The organism is Arthrobacter sp. (assembly GCF_031179985.1).
In the GTDB taxonomy this organism is placed as follows: Bacteria; Actinomycetota; Actinomycetes; order Actinomycetales; family Micrococcaceae; genus Arthrobacter.
Window position 1 is genome coordinate 57,207 of record NZ_JAPSHJ010000020.1, and the last position, 19,915, is coordinate 77,121.

Below are 19,915 nucleotides of genomic sequence, written 5' to 3' on the forward strand. Positions count from 1 at the left end.
TCGTCGTGCAGGCGTTTGGTAACGCGTTCGATGATGGCAACAGCCCGTTCGGAGACTCCCATGTCCAGAAGCGCCTGCCGGGTGATGGGGGTGTCCTCAGCAATGTCGTGGAGGTACCCGGCGATCCTGATGTCGTCGTCGAAGTCCGCGAGCGCATCCCCCACTGCCAGCACATGCTCGCGGTACGGGCGCTTGAGTTTGTCTTTCTGACGGTTGTGGGCAACCTCGGCAAGGACCATGGCCGTCTCAACTGTGAATCGTGGTTCTGGCATGTGTGTCATCCTCTACTTGGCAGGCGGCCGGTCCCAGTCCGGAAGGCCGCACTCCAGCGTAGCCCCTGGCTCCTATCCCAGAGCGAGGATGGCCTGCCGTACCGCCTCGCTCAGCCGGATGTTTCGGCACCCGGCCCCGCCCATTTCCGCCTGCTGGGGTACGTAACCAAAGGCGAGTCCGTACACAGGATCGGCAAAGCCCAAAGATGCGCCGGCGCCGTCGTGCCCGAACGCCCGGTAACTTCCGAAGGGCAGCGTGGCCCTGGGCTTGAGGAACACCGTGCCGAAGCTGCCCATCTCACCGAAGAGCCGGTCAATCCCGTAGACCTGTTCCGCGCTGATGTCCTCGATGGTATCGGCCGACAGCAGTGGCGCGATCCCCGGACGGCCGTCGCTTGGCGGCAGCCCCGAGAGGGCGGCGGCATAAACGCGGGCCAGGCCGTCGGCACTGGCAACACCGCCAGCCGAGCTGAATCCGGCTGCCCGGACTTCGGGGATATTGGGAAAGTCGAAAAGGTTGCTGCCGTCGGGGCTGAGTGCCAGCCCCAGGTGGCTGTTCGGATCAAGCCAGCGCGGGCTGGGATCCGGAGCGGACCGGAAGGCAGCGAACCGGTGGTCCTGGTCAGAAGGGAGCCCCAGGAAGAAGTCCGCGCCGGTGACCGACTGGATTCGGGCCCGGTACACCTCCTGCAGGCTGGTTCCCGTAACGCGGCGGCAGATTTCTTCCATGAACATGCCCAGAGTCAGGGCGTGATAGCCGAAGGCAGCCCCCGGTTTCCATGCCGGCCGGGCAGCCGCAAGTTTTTTGGCCACGAGCGCGGAATCGTTGCACTCTTGGAGAGTGAAGCCGCCTTCGACGCCGAGAATCCCGGCCTGGTGGGACAGCAGTTCCCGGACGGTGATCCGGTCCTTCCCGACAGCTGCAAACTCCGGCCAGTAGGAGGCCACGGCTGCATCCAAATCCAGAACCCCGTCCTGTACCAGCAGTGCCATCACCAATGCACCCGCGCCTTTTGAGCAGGAAAACACCCCTGTAACAGAGCCCGGCCTGGTGTGCGGGCCTCCACTGATATCCAGCACCTTGACGCCATGGTGGTATGCGGCCAGCTGGGCCGAATAGTCCGGGTCCTCGGCGGTAAAGGTGCGAAAGAGTTCGGCGACGGCTTCAAATCCTGGTGCGACAGTCCCCATAGGCATTCCCACACCCTACCCAATGCCCCGCACTGGGACGCTTAGCGGACGGGCCAGATCCACGGCTCCCGCGGCAGATTCATGGGATTGAACACCACCAGAGCCTGATCCAATGGGCCGGCCGGAAGCCCCAACGACTCCAAAAGCATGTCCCGGACAGTCTCGGCCGGGATTCCCTTTTGCGCCAGGTCGTTGAGCGTCACAGCGCCATCACGCTTGGCCAGCCGGATGCCGTCGGAATTCACCACGAGCGGTACGTGCGCGTATTCCGGTACCGGCATCTCCAGCAGGGATGCGAGGTACGCCTGGCGGGGCGTTGACGGAAGCAGGTCGTCACCGCGGACCACCTGGTCGATGCCCTGGGCGGCGTCGTCCACCACCACCGCGAGGTTGTACGCAGTGACGCCGTCATTCCGTCGGAGGACAAAATCATCCACGATCCCCGTGTAGCTGCCGTGCAGCGTGTCTTTCACTGTCCACTCGTCGGTCCAGGCACGCAGGCGAATAGCGGCCGGCCGGCTGGAACGCCGGAATTCCACCTCGGCAGGGGACAAATAGCGGCAAGTTCCTGGATAAGCGCCCTGAGGAGCGTGCGGCGCCGAGGGCGCTTCCTGGATCTCCCGCCGGGTGCAGAAGCATTCATAGGTCAGGCCCGCTGCGGTGAGCCGGGCAATTGCGTCCGCGTAGATCGGCTCGCGCTCGGTCTGGCGTACGACGGCGCCATCCCACCTGACGCCGATTGCCGCCAGATCACGGAGCTGCTCTTCTTCAGCTCCTGCCCGCGCACGGTCGAGGTTTTCAACCCGGACCAGGAACTGCCGTCCGGTGGACCAGGCAAACATCCAGGCCAGGATGGCGGTGCGCAGGTTCCCCACATGGAGTTGGCCCGAAGGGCTCGGGGCAAAGCGACCTGCTGACGTCATGCCTCCAGCCTAGGCGCAGGATGGAGAAGCCTGCAGGCACACAAGAGCCCCTCAGCTACCGCAGGATTCCGTGGAACCGGCGCCGGTGGCTCAGGGGCTCTTGTCGTGAAGGGTCCGGACGCGTCTTTCCTGACCCACAGAAAGCTTTATGGAGACGATTTGTGCTGGCGACGATGCGTGAACAAGTGTCAATCAGCGGCTTCCTCCTTGCGGGAGGCGTTGTCCGGGGACCGGGTGGTGTACCGGGGTGCCCTTAGCCTGGCGGATTCGGCGGTGGCCTCCTCCTCTATTGCCACCATTTGAGCAGAGGCCATGCAGTTGGAGCAACAGGGAACCATTACCCTAATCAAATCGACCAATCCGGCAGGAGTTGGCTGGCCGGAATTGGTCAGTTTGCCCTAGCTGGCCGGGACCGGGACTGCAGGGGCGGGAGGTTCCGCCTTCGCCCGTGGTTTCGCGAACCGAAGGTACAGCGACGGCAGGATGAACAGGTTGAGCAGCGTGGAAGTCACCAAGCCGCCCACAATCACCACCGCCATGGGATGCTCAATCTCGTGCCCGGGGATAGTGCCCATGACAATCAGGGGTACCAGCGCCAGCCCAGTGGCCAACGTGGTCATCAGGATGGGCGAGAGGCGTTCACCCGCTCCCCTCAGCACCAGCTCCGGTCCGAATTTTTCATTTTCGTACTTTTCCAGATGCTGGCAGTGGCTGATGAGAAGGATGCCGTTACGGGCGGCGATCCCCATGACGGTCAGGAAACCGACGATTGAACCGAGCGACAATACGCCGCCGCTCAGATAGGCTGCCAACACACCGCCAACCAGAGCCACCGGAAGTGTGAACATGATCAGGGCGGCCAGGCGCCAGCTGCTGAAAGATGCCTGAAGCAGCAGGAAGATCACCAGGAGAGCTCCGATGGCGAAGATCAGCAACTGCCGCGTAGCCGCTTCGCGTTCGGCGAATTCGCCAAGGATCTCGGCGTGATAACCGGTTGGGAAGTCGACTCCGGCCAGGCCTTCCTCCAGCTTCGCGACCAGTGCGCCCAGCTCCCCCTCAGTGGCGGCGTTCGCGCTGATGTCTATCCTGCGCGAGTTGTTGTTCCGCTCAATGACGCCCGGGGTGGCGTTGACGCTGACCTCCGCAACGTCAGCAAGCCGAATCAAGCTTCCTGACGGCGTGCTGATGGGCAGGTTTTCGATGCTTGTTACGTCTGAGCGGATTTCCGGGGGGCTCCAGATACGGACGTCGAAGACCTTCCCCTCGGTCCAGAGGTCGCCGACTTCTTCGCTGGCTACCATCGCCGCCGCGGCGCGGCGGACGTCGCCCGGCTTGATACCGTGGCGCTTTGCGGCGTCAAGATTCACCTTGATGTCCACTTGGGGGATGTCCACCTGGAGGGATATGTTCTCCTCGACCGCTTCGTCGATTCCGCCCATCACTCCCTCGATCTCTTTGGCGAGGTTGCGCAGGGTCTCCAGGTCATCACCGTAAACCCTGACGACGACGGCGTCCCCCTCGCCTGTGAGAACTTCACGGATTCTTTCCTTCAGGTACGTCTGAACGTCGCGGTGGATACCCGGATAGCCGTCCACAACTTCCTGCACGGCGGCGAGCGTCTTGTCATAGTCTGCATCGGGGTCGACGCTGATCCAGTTTTCGCCGAAGTTCACACCCACCACCTCGTCTGCGGCCAGGGCCTGGCCGATGTGGGCGCCGCAGTTCAGTACCCCATCCACCTCCAAAAGTTCGCGGCAGGCACGCTCGCTGATCCTGACCTCCTCAGCCAACGAGGTGCCCGGCTGGGTAACCCAGTGCATCAGGAAGTCGCGTTCCTTGAAGGAAGGAAGCAGAGCCTGGCCCAGCAGCGGGGCCACCAGGACGCCCGTCACTGTGAGGGCGGCGAAAGCAATGTAACCGGGGGCGGGCCGGCGCACAACACGCGACATGAAGGAGTGGTAGGCGCGCTTCAGAACACGGACCAGCGGCGGGTCCCGGGGATCGAGAGGCGCTTTACGCAGGAAGATCAGGGCCAGGGCCGGGGTAACTGTTAGCGCCACCAACATCGAAGCGAAAACGGCCAGGGTGTACGACATGGCCAGCGGCCGGAAGAACGCCCCTGTCAAACCCTCAAGGAAGAAGATCGGAACAGCGGCAACAACGATGATCAGGGTGGCGTAAATAATCGGTCCGCGCACCTCCATGGAGGCTTCCAGCACCACAGAAGCAGTCGAACGGCCGCTCTTTCCGAGCCGGTGCTGTCTCAAGCGGCGGATGATGTTTTCGATGTCGATGATGGCGTCGTCCACCACCACCCCGACGGCAATCACCAGTCCTGCCAGGACCATCGTATTAACAGTGCTGCCCGTCATCATGATCACCACGCCTGCCGTGATCAGGGACAGCGGAATGGCAATGAGGCTGATGAGGGCAGTCCTCCACTGGAACAGGAAGGCTCCGAGTACCATCATGACCAGGACGATGCCCAACAGCAGTGCAACACTGAGATTCTTCAGCGACTGCTCAATGAACGTTGCCGGACGGAAGATGGCGGTATCGACGTCGATCCCGGACAGCGCCGGGGCCATCTCCTGCAGTGCTTCTTCCACTCCCCTGGTGACTTCCAGAGTGTTACCCCACGGGAGCTTCTCCACAATGAGCATCAGGCCTTCGCCGTCGTTGATGACGGAGTCGCCGATCAGCGGATTATGGTCCATCACCACATCGGCGACGTCGCCGAGCCGAAGCGGATCCCCGCCGCGTTCGCTGATAGTCACAGCCGCGAGATCCTCAGCTGTGCGGATCGGCAGTACATGGGATATTCCCAAACGCTGGCTGGGGGTTTCGACGAAGCCGCCCGAGCCCACCATGTTTCCTGAGGAGTGCTTGAGCAGCCCCGCATGCACAGCGTCGTTGGTGGTTTCCATGACCTGCTGGAGTGAGACGTTCTCTGCCTTCATCCGCTCAGGCTGGACACGTACCTGCAGGGTTTCCTTCCGCTCTCCCCAAATGGCGACGTTGGCCACACCGGGGACGGATAACAAGTGAGCCCGCAGCTTGTAGTGCGTCAGCATCGACATCTCGATCATGGTCCGCTCATCTGAGGACAGGCCAATTTTCATGACGCGGCTCGTTGACGAGAGCGGCTGAAGCATAACCGGGGGCGTTGCCCAGCTGGGGAGCGTGGGCGTGACAGTGGCAACCCTCTCTGACACCAGCTGCCGCGCCCTCAACAGATCGGTCCCGGGATCGAAGATCATGAGGACGGAAGAGAGTTGTGATACCGACTTGGAGCGCAGTTCGTCCAGGCCCTCGACGCCGTTCAGCGCCTCCTCCAGGGGAACGGTAACGAGTTCCTCAACCTCCGCTGCCGTCAGGCCCAGAGCTGCGGTCTGGATTTCCACCCGAGGCGGCGCAAACTCGGGGAACACGTCCACCGAGGCTGAGCTGATCTGTACAGCTCCCACCATCATGATCGCCACGGCGAGCGCAACGACGATCGAGCGGAACTTGAGGCTGTACCCAATGAGCCTGCGCATGATTGATCAGTGCGCCGTATCCAGTTCAGCACCGAGCAACTCAGCTGCCCCGACCGTCACGATTTCCGTTCCGGGTTCGGGTCCGCTTGCCAGTCGCACGGTTGAGGCCTCGATCCGTTCCACCGCGACAGGTGCCCGGACGAACACCAGCGGCTCGGGACTTGTGTAGACCCAGGTCCCACCGCTCGCATCGTAAATCAATGCTGAGTACGGAACCTGCAGTTTGCCGTCCGCTCCGGCCTGAACGGGTTCAGTAGTGAGTCCGAGGCGGTTGCTGGCACTTTCGGTCAGTGTAATTTTGCTGACCTCCTGTCCCTCGATTTTCTCGAGCGTGGCTGCCTCAACCCCTGTGGCAGCCGGCGCGGGCGCGCGCTCTCCCGCGCACGCAACCAGGGAACCGAGAATCAGGCCGCCGAAGACAAAGGCCCCCACGAGACGGCGTTTCCACTGCACGTTCGCGTTCGTCATGATATTTCCGATCTTTCAGGGAGCTCTACGGCACCGGGAACAGCTTGTGTTTTCAGGGCATCGTCCCGGCCGCCAGTGCCAAAGATGAGCAGGAGGGCGGGAAGAACAATCAAGGTAAGCAACGCATAGGTGACCAGCCCGCCCCAGACCACCGTGGCCATGGGCATCACGATCTCCCTGCCGACGCCCCCGCCGAAGACCACCAGCGGGACCAGGAACACAGCGCTGATGATCACGGCAGTCAGGACAGGCGCCAGCCGTTCCTGGGCTGCCTGCAGTACCGGTGAGCGGGGGCCCCGCCGCATGCGGGCTTCCTCGGCTTCTGCAGTTCCGGCGCTTGGTGGGGCGCCGGCACCGTTCGCCTCAACAGCTTCAAGAGTTTGAGCCCGCCGGACGAGCAATATGCTGTCCCGCACGGCCATACCGAGGATCGCCACGAACCCGAGCAACGTGACGAGCGAACCGATCCCGCCGGAAATCAGTGCTGCAACGACTCCGCCGGCAAGGGCAAGCGGTAGTGCCAGGAACACCACCAGCGCCATCCGCCAGCTGCCCAATGCAGTCTGCAGGAGAACCAGGATGCCAATCAGCGCTGCGGCGGCAACTGCCCAGGCCAACTGCAACGTGTTCTCCTGCTGCGTGTACTGCGCCGGTACCTCCGCGTGGTATTCCAGCGGGAAGGAAAGGCCTGCCAGACCCGCGCTGACGTCCGAGGAAATATCGCTGATGGACCGTCCGTCCACCTGAGCCACCACATCGATGTGGCGGGAAGTATCCACGTGGGTGATCACGGCCTCGTTTGGAGCCACGCGGACCTCGGCTACATCACCGAGCCGCACGTGCCCTCCGCCAGGCTTGTCGATCAGCAACTCGTTCACGCTGGTGAGGCTGGCTCTTGTCGCCGGGATGCCCTTAACCACCACTTGGAAGACTTTCTGCTGCTCGAAGAGGAAGCCGACGTCGACGCCCTGCAGCAGCGTTGCCGCGGCACGGCGGACATCACCGGGCTTGATGCCCTCTTTTTGGGCTCGCGCCAGATCCACTTCGATCTCTGCGATCGGCTGCAGCCGCGGAAGGGACAATTGCGGATCGACGAGCCCGGCCGTGTTCAGCATCAGCTCACGGACGTTTTCAGCCTGCTCCCGAAGAACTGCGGAATCCACACCGAAGACCCTGACGGCGAATTCATGCTCGGATTTGCTGCGCTCAACGTCTAGCCGGTTTTGCCCGTAGGTGACCACGCTTCCGCTGATGCCTGGATAGCCTGCGACGATTTCATCCACTGCATCGGCCACCGTGGAGTAATCTGCGTCGGCCGCCATGGTGACCCACAGTTCGCCGGAGTTGGCACCGACGACGCGGTCCGATGTGATGGCGCGCCCGACGTGTCCGCCCACGTTGGCCACTCCGTTCACTTTCTTGAGTTCATTTGTGGCGAGGGCGGACACCCGTTGCATCTCCGTGTTTGATGTCCCCTCCAGTCCGTCCCACTGGACCAGCAGGATACGGTCCTGGAGGGCGGATACGGAGGGCTGGCCGGAAGCCAGCGCTGGTATGCCTGCCAGTGTTGCCAGGGCCAGTACTGCACCCACAGCAACCACCCATTTGGTTCTTGCCGCGAACCACTCCAGGCCCTTGTGATATCCGGCCTTGAGGCGGCGGGTCAGGTCCGGCTCACGTGGATCATCCGGGAGGAGGGTCACTGCCAGTGCCGGCGTGAGGGTCCACGCGATCAGCAGAGCCACGGCAAGTGCCAGCAGGTACGAGAGGACAAGCGGAACAAATAGTGCCCGGTTCACGCCGGACAGAAACAGCACCGGGACCACGGCCAACGCCATGATCAGACCGGCAAAGACAATCGCGTTGCGGGTTTGCTGCAGCGCCGCCCCAATCATCTCCGTTTTGGACAGCTCGCGCCTGGCCTGCTCCGCCCGGGACAACTCACGTGTGGACAGGTCGCTTCCGGAACGTGTCCCCCGCCCAACTCCCGGAGTGGGGTTCTCGTCGAGTCCGTCGTCGATACTGACGTGGGCTGCGTGGCCGCGACGCGTCGGGATGGACTGGCTGCGGAAATGCCGCATCCCGTTCAGGTCCGTCACCAGGTCCCCTACCACCACCACCAGGGCAAGCACCAGCCCGGAGAACACCATGACATTCAGCCCGACTCCGAGGGCGAACAGCACAAGAAGCGCCGCAACAGCGGACACTGTGAGAACCAGGAAGCCCACTAAGGCGACCCGCCATGACTTGAAGAACAGCCCAAGCAGCAGGCCGGACAAGACGAGACTTACAAGAATCCCGGTTCCCAGGCTCTGTACGGCGGATTCGATGAAGGACGCAGGTCGGTAGACGGAGGTGTCGACGTCGATGCCGGACAGCCCCGGCTTCAGATCCTCCAGGGCAGCTTCGATTGCGGCCGTGATCTCTGCTGTGTTGGCGTCAGGGAACTTCTCCACGACCAGCATCAGGGCGGGATCCTCATCCGCTACGGCGTCACCGATCAGCGGCTGGTGGTCTTCACGGACAGACGCTATGTCACCAAGCACCAGCGGACTGCCTGTGACGTTCTCAACACTTACCTGCGCGAGGTCGCTGGGGCTCGTGATCGGAAGAACGTGCTGGATGCCGATGCGCTGGTTCTCCGTCTCCAGGAAGCCGCCGGTGCCCGGAGTGGAGGATTTGAGGAATGTCAGCGGGGAAACCCAGACCGCGTTACCGGTTGTCTGAATAACCTGGTTCAGGGTGACACCCCGGGCCTGGAGCACTGCCGGGTCCACCTCCACCTGCATCTGCTGCTCGCGCTGCCCCCAAATTGAGAGGTTCGCTACCCCGGGAACACCCATCAGACGGGGTTTGATATTCCACCGGGCCAGGACGGACATGTCGATGAGCGGGACCTCGGAGGAGGAGAGCCGCACCATCATCACCCTGCTCGTGGAAGACTTCGGCTGCATCAGCACAGGAGGAGTTGAAACACGGGGCAGCGAGTGTGCCTGGACCAGCCGCTCTGCTACAAGCTGGCGAGCGCGGGGCAGGTCGGTTCCCGGCTCGAACAGCAGCTGGATCGAGGAAAGGCCTGGAACGGACTGGGATCGGATCTCATCCAGGTAGGCCACCCCGTTGAGCAGGTCCACCTCCATGGGGGACGTAATGAGCTGCTCCACCTCCAGTGCGGACAGGCCAAGGGCTTCCGTCTGGATTTCCACCTGGGCAGGCTCGAATTCCGGGAGGGCATCCACAGGGGTGCGGGGCAAGTACCAAAAACCCATTGCGATAATGCCGGCCGCCAAGGCAAGAATCAGCAGCCGGAATTGAAGGCTCCATCTAGCAAATAAACCGGTCATCGCTCATCCAAGCTGCTGGTAGGGGGATCTACCGGGAGAGCGCGGCCTCGATCCGGGCTGGCCTCGCACCGCCCGGAGTGCTTCTCTTTCTTTCCCGGGTGGACATTTGAACAAGCATCCCGCCGAACCGGATTTACGGACAGCCCCAGCTTGGTTAGCCACATCCCCAAAATTGGGGGCGCGCTGGGCGCTGGCAGGGCACTCCAATCACCTATATCAAGGGTCCGAACCACCTAGACGGGGGCAGCAATCACCTGTATACGTCAGGCCCTGGCCGTCGCATACTGCTTTCAGACACGAGTGACGTACCAGTGACGACTTGGGGAGAGGGGCAATGACAGCGGAGGCCTTAGATGTCGAAGCCAAACAGACCAGCGTACTCATCATCGATGATCATGCTGCCTTTGCAGAATTGCTAACGCTTGCCTTGGAGCGGGAACCTGATCTTCATGGGGCGGGTTTTGCCAGGAGCGTTGCGGCCGGCCTGGGGATGTGCCAGCGCCTGCAGCCGGACGTTGTGGTGATGGACTGTCGGTTGCCGGACGGTTCCGGAACCTCTGCTGCCGCCCGGATTCGCAGCCTCGCACCGCAGGCCCGCGTGGTGTTGCTTACCGCACAGCCAACCGCTGAGGAACTGATGCAGGCAGCCGCTGCCGGGGCTTGTGCATTCCTGGCGAAAGGCGCTTCCCTGGTGACCCTGCTGGACACCGTCCGGCATGCGCACCCCGGGAGCATTGAGGTTGATCCGCTCATGCTGTCGGCATTTTCGGAACACGGGCAGGCACGTTCCAGGCAAGAGGCCAGTCCATTGCTGACCAACCGGCAGATGGAAGTGCTGCGCCTGATGGCTGAGGGCAAGGACGTCAGGTCCAATGCCAAGACGCTCGGTATTTCGCAAAACACCTGCCGCGGCTATGTGAAGGCCATCCACGCACGCCTCGGAGTCCACTCGCAGCTCGAAGCCGTGGTAAAGGCCCGCCAGCTGGGCTTGCTGGCCCCACGAATCGCGGGGTGACGTCCTCCGGACCACACCATTCGGCGGCCAGAAGAGGGACCAGTAAGGGCTGCACGATGGTTTACGGTTGGTTTATCTGACCCGTTCCGTGCACGAAAGGCATCAGCTTGCAGGAACTCGATTCCACAGACCGCCGCATTCTGGCCGCATTAGACGAAGATCCGCGCCTGCCCATCATGGTGCTCGCCCAGCGACTCGGCCTCGCCCGCGGAACTGTGCAGTCGCGCCTTGAGCGGATGTCGACGTCAGGCGCTCTTCGTCCGAACAGCAGCCGGGTCCTTCCTGCCGCCCTCGGACGGGGTGTTGCAGCCTCCGTGAGCGCTGAATTGGACCAGAGCCACCTCAACGAGGCGATTGCCGCCCTGCGGGAGATTCCTGAAGTACTCGAGTGCCATGCGCCCGCCGGGGACACGGATCTGCTGATCAGGGTGGTGGCCTCCAGCCCTGACGACCTCTACCGGGTGTCGGAGGAAATCAGGTTGTGCCCAGGAATCGTGCGGACCTCCACGAGCATGTTCCTGCGGGAAGTCATCCCCTATCGGACCACAGGGTTGCTCGAAGGTTGAACCGCTACGGATAGCTGCAGCGCGGTCACTCCCCGCCGAGCTGTTTTCAGTCCTGCTCCTACAGTTTCCGCATCTCGTCCGCCTCCGGCGGAAGCCGGCAACTGCCTCAGCTGGCCGCCGCCACCCACACACCAATTAACCACGTGCTTGCGGCCAGGCACGCAAGACCGAACTCCACCAATATGCCCAATCCCGTGGCCTTGAGCGCTGCCCAACTGGTGGTCACTGCAGTTCGGAACTTCCGAGTCCGGTGGAATTCGCTCAGTAGCAGGCCTGCGGCGAAGCCCACAAAGAGCCCCACTACCGGGATCACGAACATCCCCACAACGGCCAGGACCAGCCCGACGACGACACTCCGGTTGGGAATCCGGTGCTCCCTGAGCTTCCGCCCGGTCAGAACGGCGCTGGCCGCCATGCCGGCAAGGACGAACACCATTCCGATCCCGAACACCACCCAGCCGCCTGCGCCCGCCCCGCCCCAGATGGCCCACGAGAGCAGGCTCAGCGCAATCAGGATACTGCCGGGCAGTACGGGAATCACCGTTCCAGCCACTCCAACCAGAATGGCCAGGCCGCAGAGTATCGTCACGACGGTCTCGGGGTTCATGGCCCCAGTCTAGGACGCGAACGGCGAAAGGCTGGTTCCTGGAGGCACCGCGGGAGCCCTGCAGGAACCAGCCCGGTCCCAAAGCGCGACGGCGGTACCTCCTTTCGCGTTCCGGGGAGTTACCGCCGTCGTAATGCTGGGTGTGCCTGGTTGCGCTTACTCGGTGACGGCCGCCGCTACGGCTGCTGAGACGGCCGGGGCAACCCGTGGATCCAGGGGGCTGGGCACGATGTAATCTGCGGACAGCTCCGGCTCGGCGAGCTCGGCAATGGCGCGTGCAGCGGCAAGCTTCATTTCCGGCGTAATCCGGCGGGCACCGGCGTCGAGCGCCCCGCGGAAGATTCCGGGGAAGGCGAGCACGTTGTTGATCTGATTGGGGAAGTCACTCCGGCCGGTGGCCACCACTGCCGCGTACTTGGAGGCGACTTCGGGCAGCACTTCGGGGTCCGGGTTGGAGAGGGCAAACACGATGGAGCTGTGGTTCATCAGCTTCAGGTGTTCCTCGGCCAGCTGCGATGACGATACCCCAATGAAAACATCGGCGCCGAGGAGGGCCTCTGCGGGTCCGCCTGACAAAGCGCGCGGATTGCTCTTCCCGGCGAGCTCTGACTTCTTGCTGGCAGGGTTTGCGGCGATGTCCGCCCGGTCCTTGACGATGAGCCCGCGCGAGTCCAGCACCACGACGTCGTCGATGCCTGCGGCAAGGAGGATTTCTGCAACTGCAATTCCGGCAGCGCCGGCACCGGATACGACAATCCGAAGGCCCGCCAGTTCGCGTCCGGTGACTTTTGCGGCGCCCGTGAGGGCGGCCAGGACCACGACGGCGGTGCCGTGCTGGTCGTCATGCATCACAGGGCAATCCAACGCCTCAATAAGCTTCTCCTCCAGCTCGAAGCAGCGCGGCGCCGAAACGTCCTCGAGGTTGACGGCACCGAAACTGGGGCGCAGGCGCACCAGCGTCTCCACGATCTCGTCGACGTCCGTGGTGTTCAGGACGAGCGGGATGGAGTCAAGGTCACCAAAAGCCTTGAAGAGAGCTGACTTGCCTTCCATAACAGGCAGTGAAGCGCTGGGGCCTATATCGCCAAGACCCAGGACGGCTGTTCCGTCACTTACAACGACGACGAGGCGCTCAGCCCACGTCAGGGTTTTTGCGAGCTTCGGATCGGCGTGGATGGCCCGGCTGACCTGAGCCACCCCGGGGGTATAAGCGATTGAAAGGTCACGCTTGGTGGCCAGCGGGACGGTGCTGGCTATGGACAGCTTGCCGCCCTGGTGCGACGCGAAAATTTCCTCTTCGCTCAAGGTCGCGGCGGATTCAAGGTCGGTGGGAGTGGTCGTTTCTATGGACACGTCGTTGTCTCCTGGTCTAGGCCGTGGTCGCACGGGATAGGGAAGGCTCAAGCGCGGGCCGCTTGAGTTGGGCAGATCAGCGAAGTCCATGACCGATCCAAGGGGTGGCTGGACCGCCGTGTCTCCTGCGGGAGGAACTGCTTGCCCCTCCGGTACTGCCATGGTAAATCGCCGGACTGGGCCAACCAGACCACTCTTGGGCCCAGTGCCGGGATTTAGGCATGGCCAGGATGCCCGAGTGATGGAAATTACTGTCTCATGTCTCGATTGTGACTAACCGGTCTAGACCGCTGCCCACTACGACCGCGTTGCTGCCAAGAGGGAACAGGCCCTCTTCAGATCCTCTTCAGCCTCGAAAAGGGAGAGTCTGCGGCATCGGACAGCCTGCACCAGTCCGGTGATTGTCAGCAGGAGGATTCGGGACTTCGCAACATCACCGCTGGCCACCGTCACGGCATGCTCCGCTATTGCATCAATTTCCCGCAACAGGTCCGTGGTGTCCCTGTCCTTCTGGTAGCTGGTCCGGCTCAGGCACTGCTCAACCGCCGGCTGCATGACACGCATGTGAAAGATCTCCATGGTGACGCCGACCAGGGCATGGACCCGGACGTTGCCTTTTCCTGGCCAGCTCCCTACCTGCAGCTCGCTGAGCTGTTTCCGGTAGAGCGCCAACATCAAATGGGTGGCAGAAGGAAAGTAGCGGTACAGCGTTCCCAGCGGCACGTCAGCCTTTGCAGCAACTTCGGAAAGAGTGATGGACTCAAGCCCTTTACGGGCGAATCCGGCAGCTTCATCCAGTATCCGGGCGTAGCGCATCTGCTGGCGTGGGAGCAATGGCGGAGCGGCCATGGGTGGCAGATCTGAATTTAGTTCAAGCATCAGCACGTTCCGGGAGAGGGCTTTTTTGCAACCGCAAAGCAGGACCCCGGTCACCGCACTGCAGCAGCAATTCGCTACAACTATACGGCACGTAACTTTGTCCTATTCAGTAAAGACGACGACCGGACGACCTGTCCGTGTGTTCGTCTCCGCTATTGAACGCCCTTGATCTTGACCACGAATACTGCCCCGAGGAGCCCAATGAAGGCAGCCGTGCTGAAGAGTGTCACGTAGCCGCCAAGGTATTGGAGCGAGACGAAGGCGATCACCGGGGCGACCACCTGAGGCAGAGAGTTGGCCACGTTGATCACCCCCATGTCCTTTCCGCGGTCCACGGCGGTTGGGAGAACCTGGGTCAGGAGGGCGAAGTCGACGGCGAGGTAGGCCCCGAAGCCAATCCCCAGGACGGCGGCGCCCGCCAGTGCACCCGTCCACACCGGGAAGAAGGCCATGATGAGGCCGGCTGTGGCTATGGTGGCGGATGAGCCGATCACAAACGGCTTCCGCTTTCCCACGCGGTCGCTCCATGGCCCGGCAATCACGGCAGTAATCATCACCATCATGGCGTAAATGCCCGTCAGTATCAGCACACCCAGTGCCGGGTCCTCGTGCTTGATGATGTCCCGCAGGAAGAAAAGCAGGTAGATGATGGTGGACTGATTCCCGACGTTGACCAGAAAGCGTGTCAGCCAGGCCCAGGCAAAATCAGGATGCTTTACCGGACTGATCCAAAAGCCCCGCAAGAACCCCAGCCAAGTGAACTCCGGCCTCGCACTCAGCGGCAATGCGGGGTCATTCCTGTTAAAGAGGTACGGAATGACGCTCAGAATCAGCGCCCCCGCACAAAGCCAGTACCCCACCATGTAATTGCCGGATACCACGGCGCCGAACACTGCCCCCAGGAGGATTCCGGCTGTCTGTCCCATGGCCGCGAGCCCACCGACCCCGCCCCGCTGGAAGACTGGCACCCTGTCCGGGACTGCCGCCGTGATTGCGGCATAGGCCGCGTTGGCACCCAGTTGAACCAGGCACCAACAAAGCACCAGAATTGCGACGGCGGTGGCGCCGGACATGGCCAGCAGCGCTGCAGTCGCAAGGATGGCACCCGCCAGAACCCATGGCGAGCGCCGGCCAAAACGGGAGACGGTGCGGTCGGATAGCGCCCCGAACAGCGGGTTCGCAACAAGGGAGACAGCCGCACCACAGCCCGTGACAAGGGACAGGATGGCTTCCTTGTTTGCCGAGTCGATGCTGATGGCATGCTGTCCGATGAAAACGTTGATCGGGCCAAAGAACGCCGCATTGATACCGACATTGACCAGGACCAGTCCGGTTACCCAGCCGGGTGTCACCTTCCGGGTTGGCTCCGCGAGCGCGGCTCCGGCTGGCGGCGCCCCCTCGGCCTCAGGCGTCATTCCAGGCGTTTCGGAAAGGCTCATCTCGGTTCCCCCTGGAAGACACGGACAGTGTGAGTTCAGACTATCGTGGGCAGCAGCCATTCAGGCGATCCCTTCAGCCCCAAACCGGCCGGTAAGCGAACATCATCTGAACCAAGGAGAAGTTATGACCGACACATCGATTGCCACTGCCGATCTGTACGACGAACGCGGTGACGAGCTGGCCTCCGTTTCGCTGCAGTTTCAGTCCCTGGGCGGCCACAGCCACTTCAACGGCCCTGTCCGCACCATCAAGTGCTTCGAGGACAATGCCCTCGTCAAAGAGGTTCTTGGCACACCTGGTGACGGAGCCGTGCTGGTGGTGGACGGCAACAGTTCCCTGCGCACCGCATTGATGGGGGACATGATTGCGGCGAGCGCCGTCCAAAACGGGTGGGCCGGCGTCGTAATCAACGGTGCGATCCGGGACCGGGAGGCAATCGCGGAACTACCGTTGGGTGTGAAGGCGCTGGGCAGCAATCCGCGCAAAAGCTCAAAGACCGGTGCCGGAGAGACCGACGTCGATCTCCTCATTGACGGCGTCACCATCAGGTCGGGAGCGATGATCTGGTGCGATCCTGATGGCATCCTCGTAGAACGCTGACGGGACGGGGAGGATGGAAATCGCGCCCTGTCCGGACACTGCGAACTCTTCATATCAGGAAAATTCTTCAATTCGGGAACAATCAGGGCAGTAAGATAGTTACTAAAAGCAACTATCTCTGTTAATTTCCAGTCGTCCCCTTTGGAGAAACCATGTCCAAAAGCACCGCCGTGCGGGCACCGGGTGAAACCCTGACTCACCGCCAAACCCTGACAGTCATGGTGGGACTCATGCTTGGCATGTTCCTGTCGTCGCTGGATCAGACCATCGTCTCTACCTCTATCTACACCATCGCAAATGACCTCGACGGCTTGTCGCTGCAGGCCTGGGCCACCACCGCTTACCTGATCACCTCAACGGTAAGCACTCCGCTTTACGGGAAGCTCAGCGACATCTTCGGCCGCCGTCCGCTGTATCTCATTGCCATCGTGATCTTCCTTCTGGGCTCCCTCTACGCGGGCTCCGTGCATTCGATGATGGAGCTGGCTATTGCCCGCGGCATCCAGGGCCTCGGTGCCGGCGGATTGCTGGCGCTGGCCCTGACCATCATCGGCGACATCGTTGCCCTCAAGGACCGGGCCAAGTACCAGGGCTACTTCATGTCCGTCTTCGGCATCTCCTCAGTCCTTGGACCCGTGATCGGCGGTGCGTTCGCGGGGTCGGCAAACATCCTGGGCTTCGACGGCTGGCGCTGGGTGTTCTTCATCAACCTTCCGATCGGCCTGGCCGCCCTCGCCGTCGTCTTCCTCTACCTTCACCTTCCCGTGAAGCACGTCCGGCAGAAAATCGACTACTGGGGAGCGGCGGCCATCACCCTGGCGATCGTTCCGCTGCTTCTTGTGGCCGAACAGGGCCGCGTCTGGGGCTGGACGTCGGTCAGCTCGTTCCTCTGCTACGGACTGGGTGTGGTGGGAATCGTTGCCTTCCTGCTCGCGGAAAAGCGTGCCGGTGACTACGCCCTGATCCCCCTGCGCCTCTTCCAGAACATCACGTTCGGCCTTTCCTCGATGCTGAACTTCATCATCGGCATCGGCATGTTCGGCGCCATCGCGATGCTGCCCATGTACCTGCAGCTGGTCAAGGGACTCACTCCCACCCAGGCCGGGCTCATGATGATCACGTTCACGCTGGGTATTCTCACGGGTTCGATCACTGCCGGCCGCACCATCTCGGCGTCGGGAACCTACCGGATCTTTCCCATCATGGGCACAGCAATCCTGACAGCCTCTGCGGTGGTCATGGGCCTTTCCCTCGGTGCAGACACTGAGCTGTGGGTCCCGGGCCTGATCGCGGTGTTCTTTGGCATGGGCCTGGGCTTCTGCATGCAGCCACTGACGCTGGCCATGCAGGTTTCCGTTCCGCCCAAGGACATGGGCGTTGGAACCTCCTCGGCGGCTTTCTTCCGGTCCATGGGCGGTGCTGTTGGCACTGCCGTCTTCATCTCGATGCTGTTCAGCATGGCAGCGGACAGGATCGCCAGCGGGATGAAAGCTGCCATGCAGAATCCCGACTACCTGGCTGTTCTCAACGATCCTGCAGTCGCCGCCGATCCCGCTAACGCCAAGCTCTACGAGTTCTTCAAGCAGGGCGCCACCAACGATTCCCTTAACGACACCAGTTGGCTGCACACGGCCAATGCCACGCTCACGAGGCCCATAACCGAGGGCTTCGCCCAGTCGATCGACATCGTGATGCTCACGGCTGCAGCCCTGACCGGTATCGCCTTCCTCATCAGCTTCGCCCTCCCGAACAAGAAGCTCACGGATGCCAAGCCTGCTGCTGTCAAGGAGCCACTGGGCGCGGAGGCAGTCCCGGCCCACTAGTGGACCGGGAGCGCCTGCGCGTGCTCGTTGCCCAGGGTACGTTCGACGGCGGCGGGAGCCTCCCGCGGTCGTCGGCCTGCCAACAGACCCTCCTGCACCTTTCGCAGGTTTTTTAGGAACCCTCCTGCACCTTCCGCAGGTTTTTAGGAACCCTCCTGCACCTTCCGCAGGTTTTTAGGAACCCCTCCTGCACCTCAGCCTGCTTCACCCAAAAGGCCGGGCCCCTCCGGTGGGGCAAACTGGAACCTCCCAGCGGGGCATGGCACACTGTTGAGCGCGCATCCGCCGGCCTGCAGGAGGCTGGATCCGGAGCCAACGATGTCTGCAGCGCTCAATTCCGATGCCAGATCCAAGGGGAGATCCATGTCCACATCCAGTACTGAAGTGCGCCCTGGCGTGCCGCGCAAGGTGATCGGCCTTGCGGTCGCAGGCGCAGTGGGGGGATTCCTCTTCGGCTTCGATTCGTCCGTGGTCAACGGGGCAGTTGACGCCATCAAGGACGAGTTCGCTTTGTCCGAAGCCGTCACCGGATTCGCCGTGGCCGTGGCTCTCCTTGGCTGTGCGGCAGGCGCCTACCTGGCCGGAAAAGTGGCGGACAAGTACGGGCGCATCCCCGCCATGAAGCTGGGTGCACTCCTGTTCCTCGTCAGCGCGGCCGGGACGGGCTTCGCCATTGGCGTCTGGGACCTGATCTTCTGGCGACTGGTGGGTGGACTCGGGATTGGCTTGGCGTCTGTCATCGCCCCGGCGTACATCTCTGAGATTTCTCCCCGCCATGTCCGGGGACGCCTCGCGTCGCTCCAGCAACTGGCCATCACTACGGGTATTTTCGCGGCTCTCCTGTCTGACGCACTCTTTGCAACGAGCGCCGGCGGTGCGGACCAGCCGCTATGGCTCGGGATAGAAGCCTGGCGATGGATGTTCCTCGCCGCCGCCCTGCCTGCCGTGGTTTATGGTTGGATCGCCTACAGACTGCCCGAATCGCCCCGCTTCCTGGTCTTTAAGGGCAAAGAGGACGAGGCCCGCAAGGTGTTCGAGACCATCGCCCCGGGCGAGGATACAGACCGCAGCATCCGCGAGATCCAGTCGGCCATCGAGGAAGACAAGCTGGCAGGGCAGAAGGGCTCCCTCCGCGGAAAAGTCTTCGGACTGCAGGCAGTGGTATGGATCGGCATCACGCTCTCCGTGTTGCAGCAGTTCGTCGGAATCAACGTGATCTTCTACTACTCCACCACTCTTTGGAAGGCCGTGGGCTTTCAGGAGAAGGACTCACTCACCATTTCGGTAGCCACTTCCATCACCAACATCCTTGTCACGCTGGTGGCGATCGCACTGGTGGACCGCATTGGCCGGCGACCCATCCTGCTGGCTGGCTCGATCGGCATGGCGGTATCCCTCGGTGCCATGGCCTTGGCCTTTTCTTCCGCTACCGGCTCCGGATCGGAAATATTCCTGCCGGGCGGCTGGGGACCGGTTGCCCTGGTGGCGGCCAACGTCTTCGTGGTGAGCTTCGGCGCCTCGTGGGGACCACTCGTGTGGGTACTGCTGGGTGAGATTTTCCCCTCAAGGATCCGTGCCCGTGCTTTGGGTTTGGCCGCGGCAGCCCAGTGGATTGCCAACTTCGCCATCACGTTGAGTTTTCCGGTCATGGCGGCGGCTTCATTGCCGCTAACGTACGCCATGTACGCGCTGTTCGCGGCGGCGTCGTTCTTCTTTGTCTTGTTCAAGGTACCGGAAACCAACGGCATGTCCCTCGAGCAGGCCGAAACCCTGTTTGTCTCCCCACCGAAGTAGGGGGCTGAAAACCCTCCCTCACCTTTCGCTCTATCTGCGCGAATGCTCTCCCTCGAACTGAAGGAGGGTTCGCCAAAAACCTGCGAAAGGTGAGGGAGGGT

Annotated in this window: 15 protein-coding genes; 5 read left to right on the forward strand and 10 right to left on the reverse strand. The window is 62.4% G+C overall.

All coding sequences use genetic code 11. The features are described from left to right. From RIN13_RS11330 to RIN13_RS11355, 6 genes are all read right to left on the reverse strand, one after another. The coding region (locus tag RIN13_RS11330) for an HD domain-containing protein (RefSeq protein ID WP_309107440.1) at positions 1-272 on the reverse strand (272 nt) is incomplete at its 3' end. 72 nt (positions 273-344) lie between these two features. Next, the gene (locus RIN13_RS11335) at positions 345-1,469 is read right to left on the reverse strand and encodes a serine hydrolase domain-containing protein (RefSeq protein WP_309107441.1); all 1,125 of its coding nucleotides are present in this window, start codon (positions 1,467-1,469) and stop codon (positions 345-347) included. 35 nt (positions 1,470-1,504) lie between these two features. Continuing rightward, positions 1,505-2,386: a tRNA glutamyl-Q(34) synthetase GluQRS gene (gluQRS, locus tag RIN13_RS11340; RefSeq protein ID WP_309107442.1), complete on the reverse strand. Its 882-nt coding sequence runs from the start codon at positions 2,384-2,386 to the stop codon at positions 1,505-1,507. A gap of 398 nt (positions 2,387-2,784) precedes the next feature. Next, positions 2,785-5,925: an efflux RND transporter permease subunit gene (locus tag RIN13_RS11345; RefSeq protein ID WP_309107443.1), complete on the reverse strand. Its 3,141-nt coding sequence runs from the start codon at positions 5,923-5,925 to the stop codon at positions 2,785-2,787. Positions 5,926-5,931: 6 nt separating this feature from the next. Next, positions 5,932-6,393 (reverse strand): hypothetical protein, encoded by a 462-nt coding sequence (locus RIN13_RS11350; protein ID WP_309107444.1) that lies wholly within the window; start codon positions 6,391-6,393, stop codon positions 5,932-5,934. Next, positions 6,390-9,737, reverse strand: coding sequence for an efflux RND transporter permease subunit (locus RIN13_RS11355; protein WP_309107445.1), 3,348 nt, complete (start codon positions 9,735-9,737; stop codon positions 6,390-6,392). Before RIN13_RS11355 ends, RIN13_RS11350 begins: the two co-directional genes overlap by 4 nt. Before the next feature lie 334 nt (positions 9,738-10,071). Here RIN13_RS11355 and RIN13_RS11360 point away from each other — a divergent pair, with 334 nt between their 5' ends. Then, on the forward strand, positions 10,072-10,752 hold the full coding sequence (locus RIN13_RS11360) for a response regulator transcription factor (protein ID WP_309107446.1): 681 nt from the start codon (positions 10,072-10,074) through the stop codon (positions 10,750-10,752). Positions 10,753-10,859: 107 nt separating this feature from the next. Further along, a complete protein-coding gene (locus tag RIN13_RS11365) occupies positions 10,860-11,318 on the forward strand; it encodes an Lrp/AsnC family transcriptional regulator (protein ID WP_309107447.1) in 459 nt (152 codons plus the stop codon). A gap of 106 nt (positions 11,319-11,424) precedes the next feature. On the opposite strand, the gene RIN13_RS11370 is transcribed toward RIN13_RS11365, so the two are convergent. The 4 genes from RIN13_RS11370 to RIN13_RS11385 form a co-directional block, all read right to left on the reverse strand. Then, positions 11,425-11,925, reverse strand: coding sequence for a DUF456 domain-containing protein (locus RIN13_RS11370; RefSeq protein ID WP_309107448.1), 501 nt, complete (start codon positions 11,923-11,925; stop codon positions 11,425-11,427). 156 nt (positions 11,926-12,081) lie between these two features. Then, positions 12,082-13,278: an NADP-dependent malic enzyme gene (locus tag RIN13_RS11375; RefSeq protein WP_309107449.1), complete on the reverse strand. Its 1,197-nt coding sequence runs from the start codon at positions 13,276-13,278 to the stop codon at positions 12,082-12,084. A 297-nt stretch (positions 13,279-13,575) separates the two neighbouring features. Further along, on the reverse strand, positions 13,576-14,157 hold the full coding sequence (locus tag RIN13_RS11380) for a helix-turn-helix domain-containing protein (RefSeq protein ID WP_309107450.1): 582 nt from the start codon (positions 14,155-14,157) through the stop codon (positions 13,576-13,578). Between the two features lie 152 nt (positions 14,158-14,309). Further along, positions 14,310-15,596, reverse strand: coding sequence for an MFS transporter (locus tag RIN13_RS11385; RefSeq protein ID WP_309107451.1), 1,287 nt, complete (start codon positions 15,594-15,596; stop codon positions 14,310-14,312). A gap of 124 nt (positions 15,597-15,720) precedes the next feature. Here RIN13_RS11385 and rraA point away from each other — a divergent pair, with 124 nt between their 5' ends. The 3 genes from rraA (at position 15,721) to RIN13_RS11400 (ending at position 19,814) form a co-directional block, all read left to right on the forward strand. After that, the gene (rraA, locus tag RIN13_RS11390) at positions 15,721-16,197 is read left to right on the forward strand and encodes a ribonuclease E activity regulator RraA (RefSeq protein ID WP_309107452.1); all 477 of its coding nucleotides are present in this window, start codon (positions 15,721-15,723) and stop codon (positions 16,195-16,197) included. A 152-nt stretch (positions 16,198-16,349) separates the two neighbouring features. Next, a complete protein-coding gene (locus tag RIN13_RS11395; RefSeq protein WP_309107453.1) occupies positions 16,350-18,020 on the forward strand; it encodes an MDR family MFS transporter in 1,671 nt (556 codons plus the stop codon). Positions 18,021-18,383: 363 nt separating this feature from the next. Further along, on the forward strand, positions 18,384-19,814 hold the full coding sequence (locus RIN13_RS11400) for a sugar porter family MFS transporter (RefSeq protein WP_309107454.1): 1,431 nt from the start codon (positions 18,384-18,386) through the stop codon (positions 19,812-19,814). The last annotated feature ends 101 nt before the right edge of the window (positions 19,815-19,915 follow it).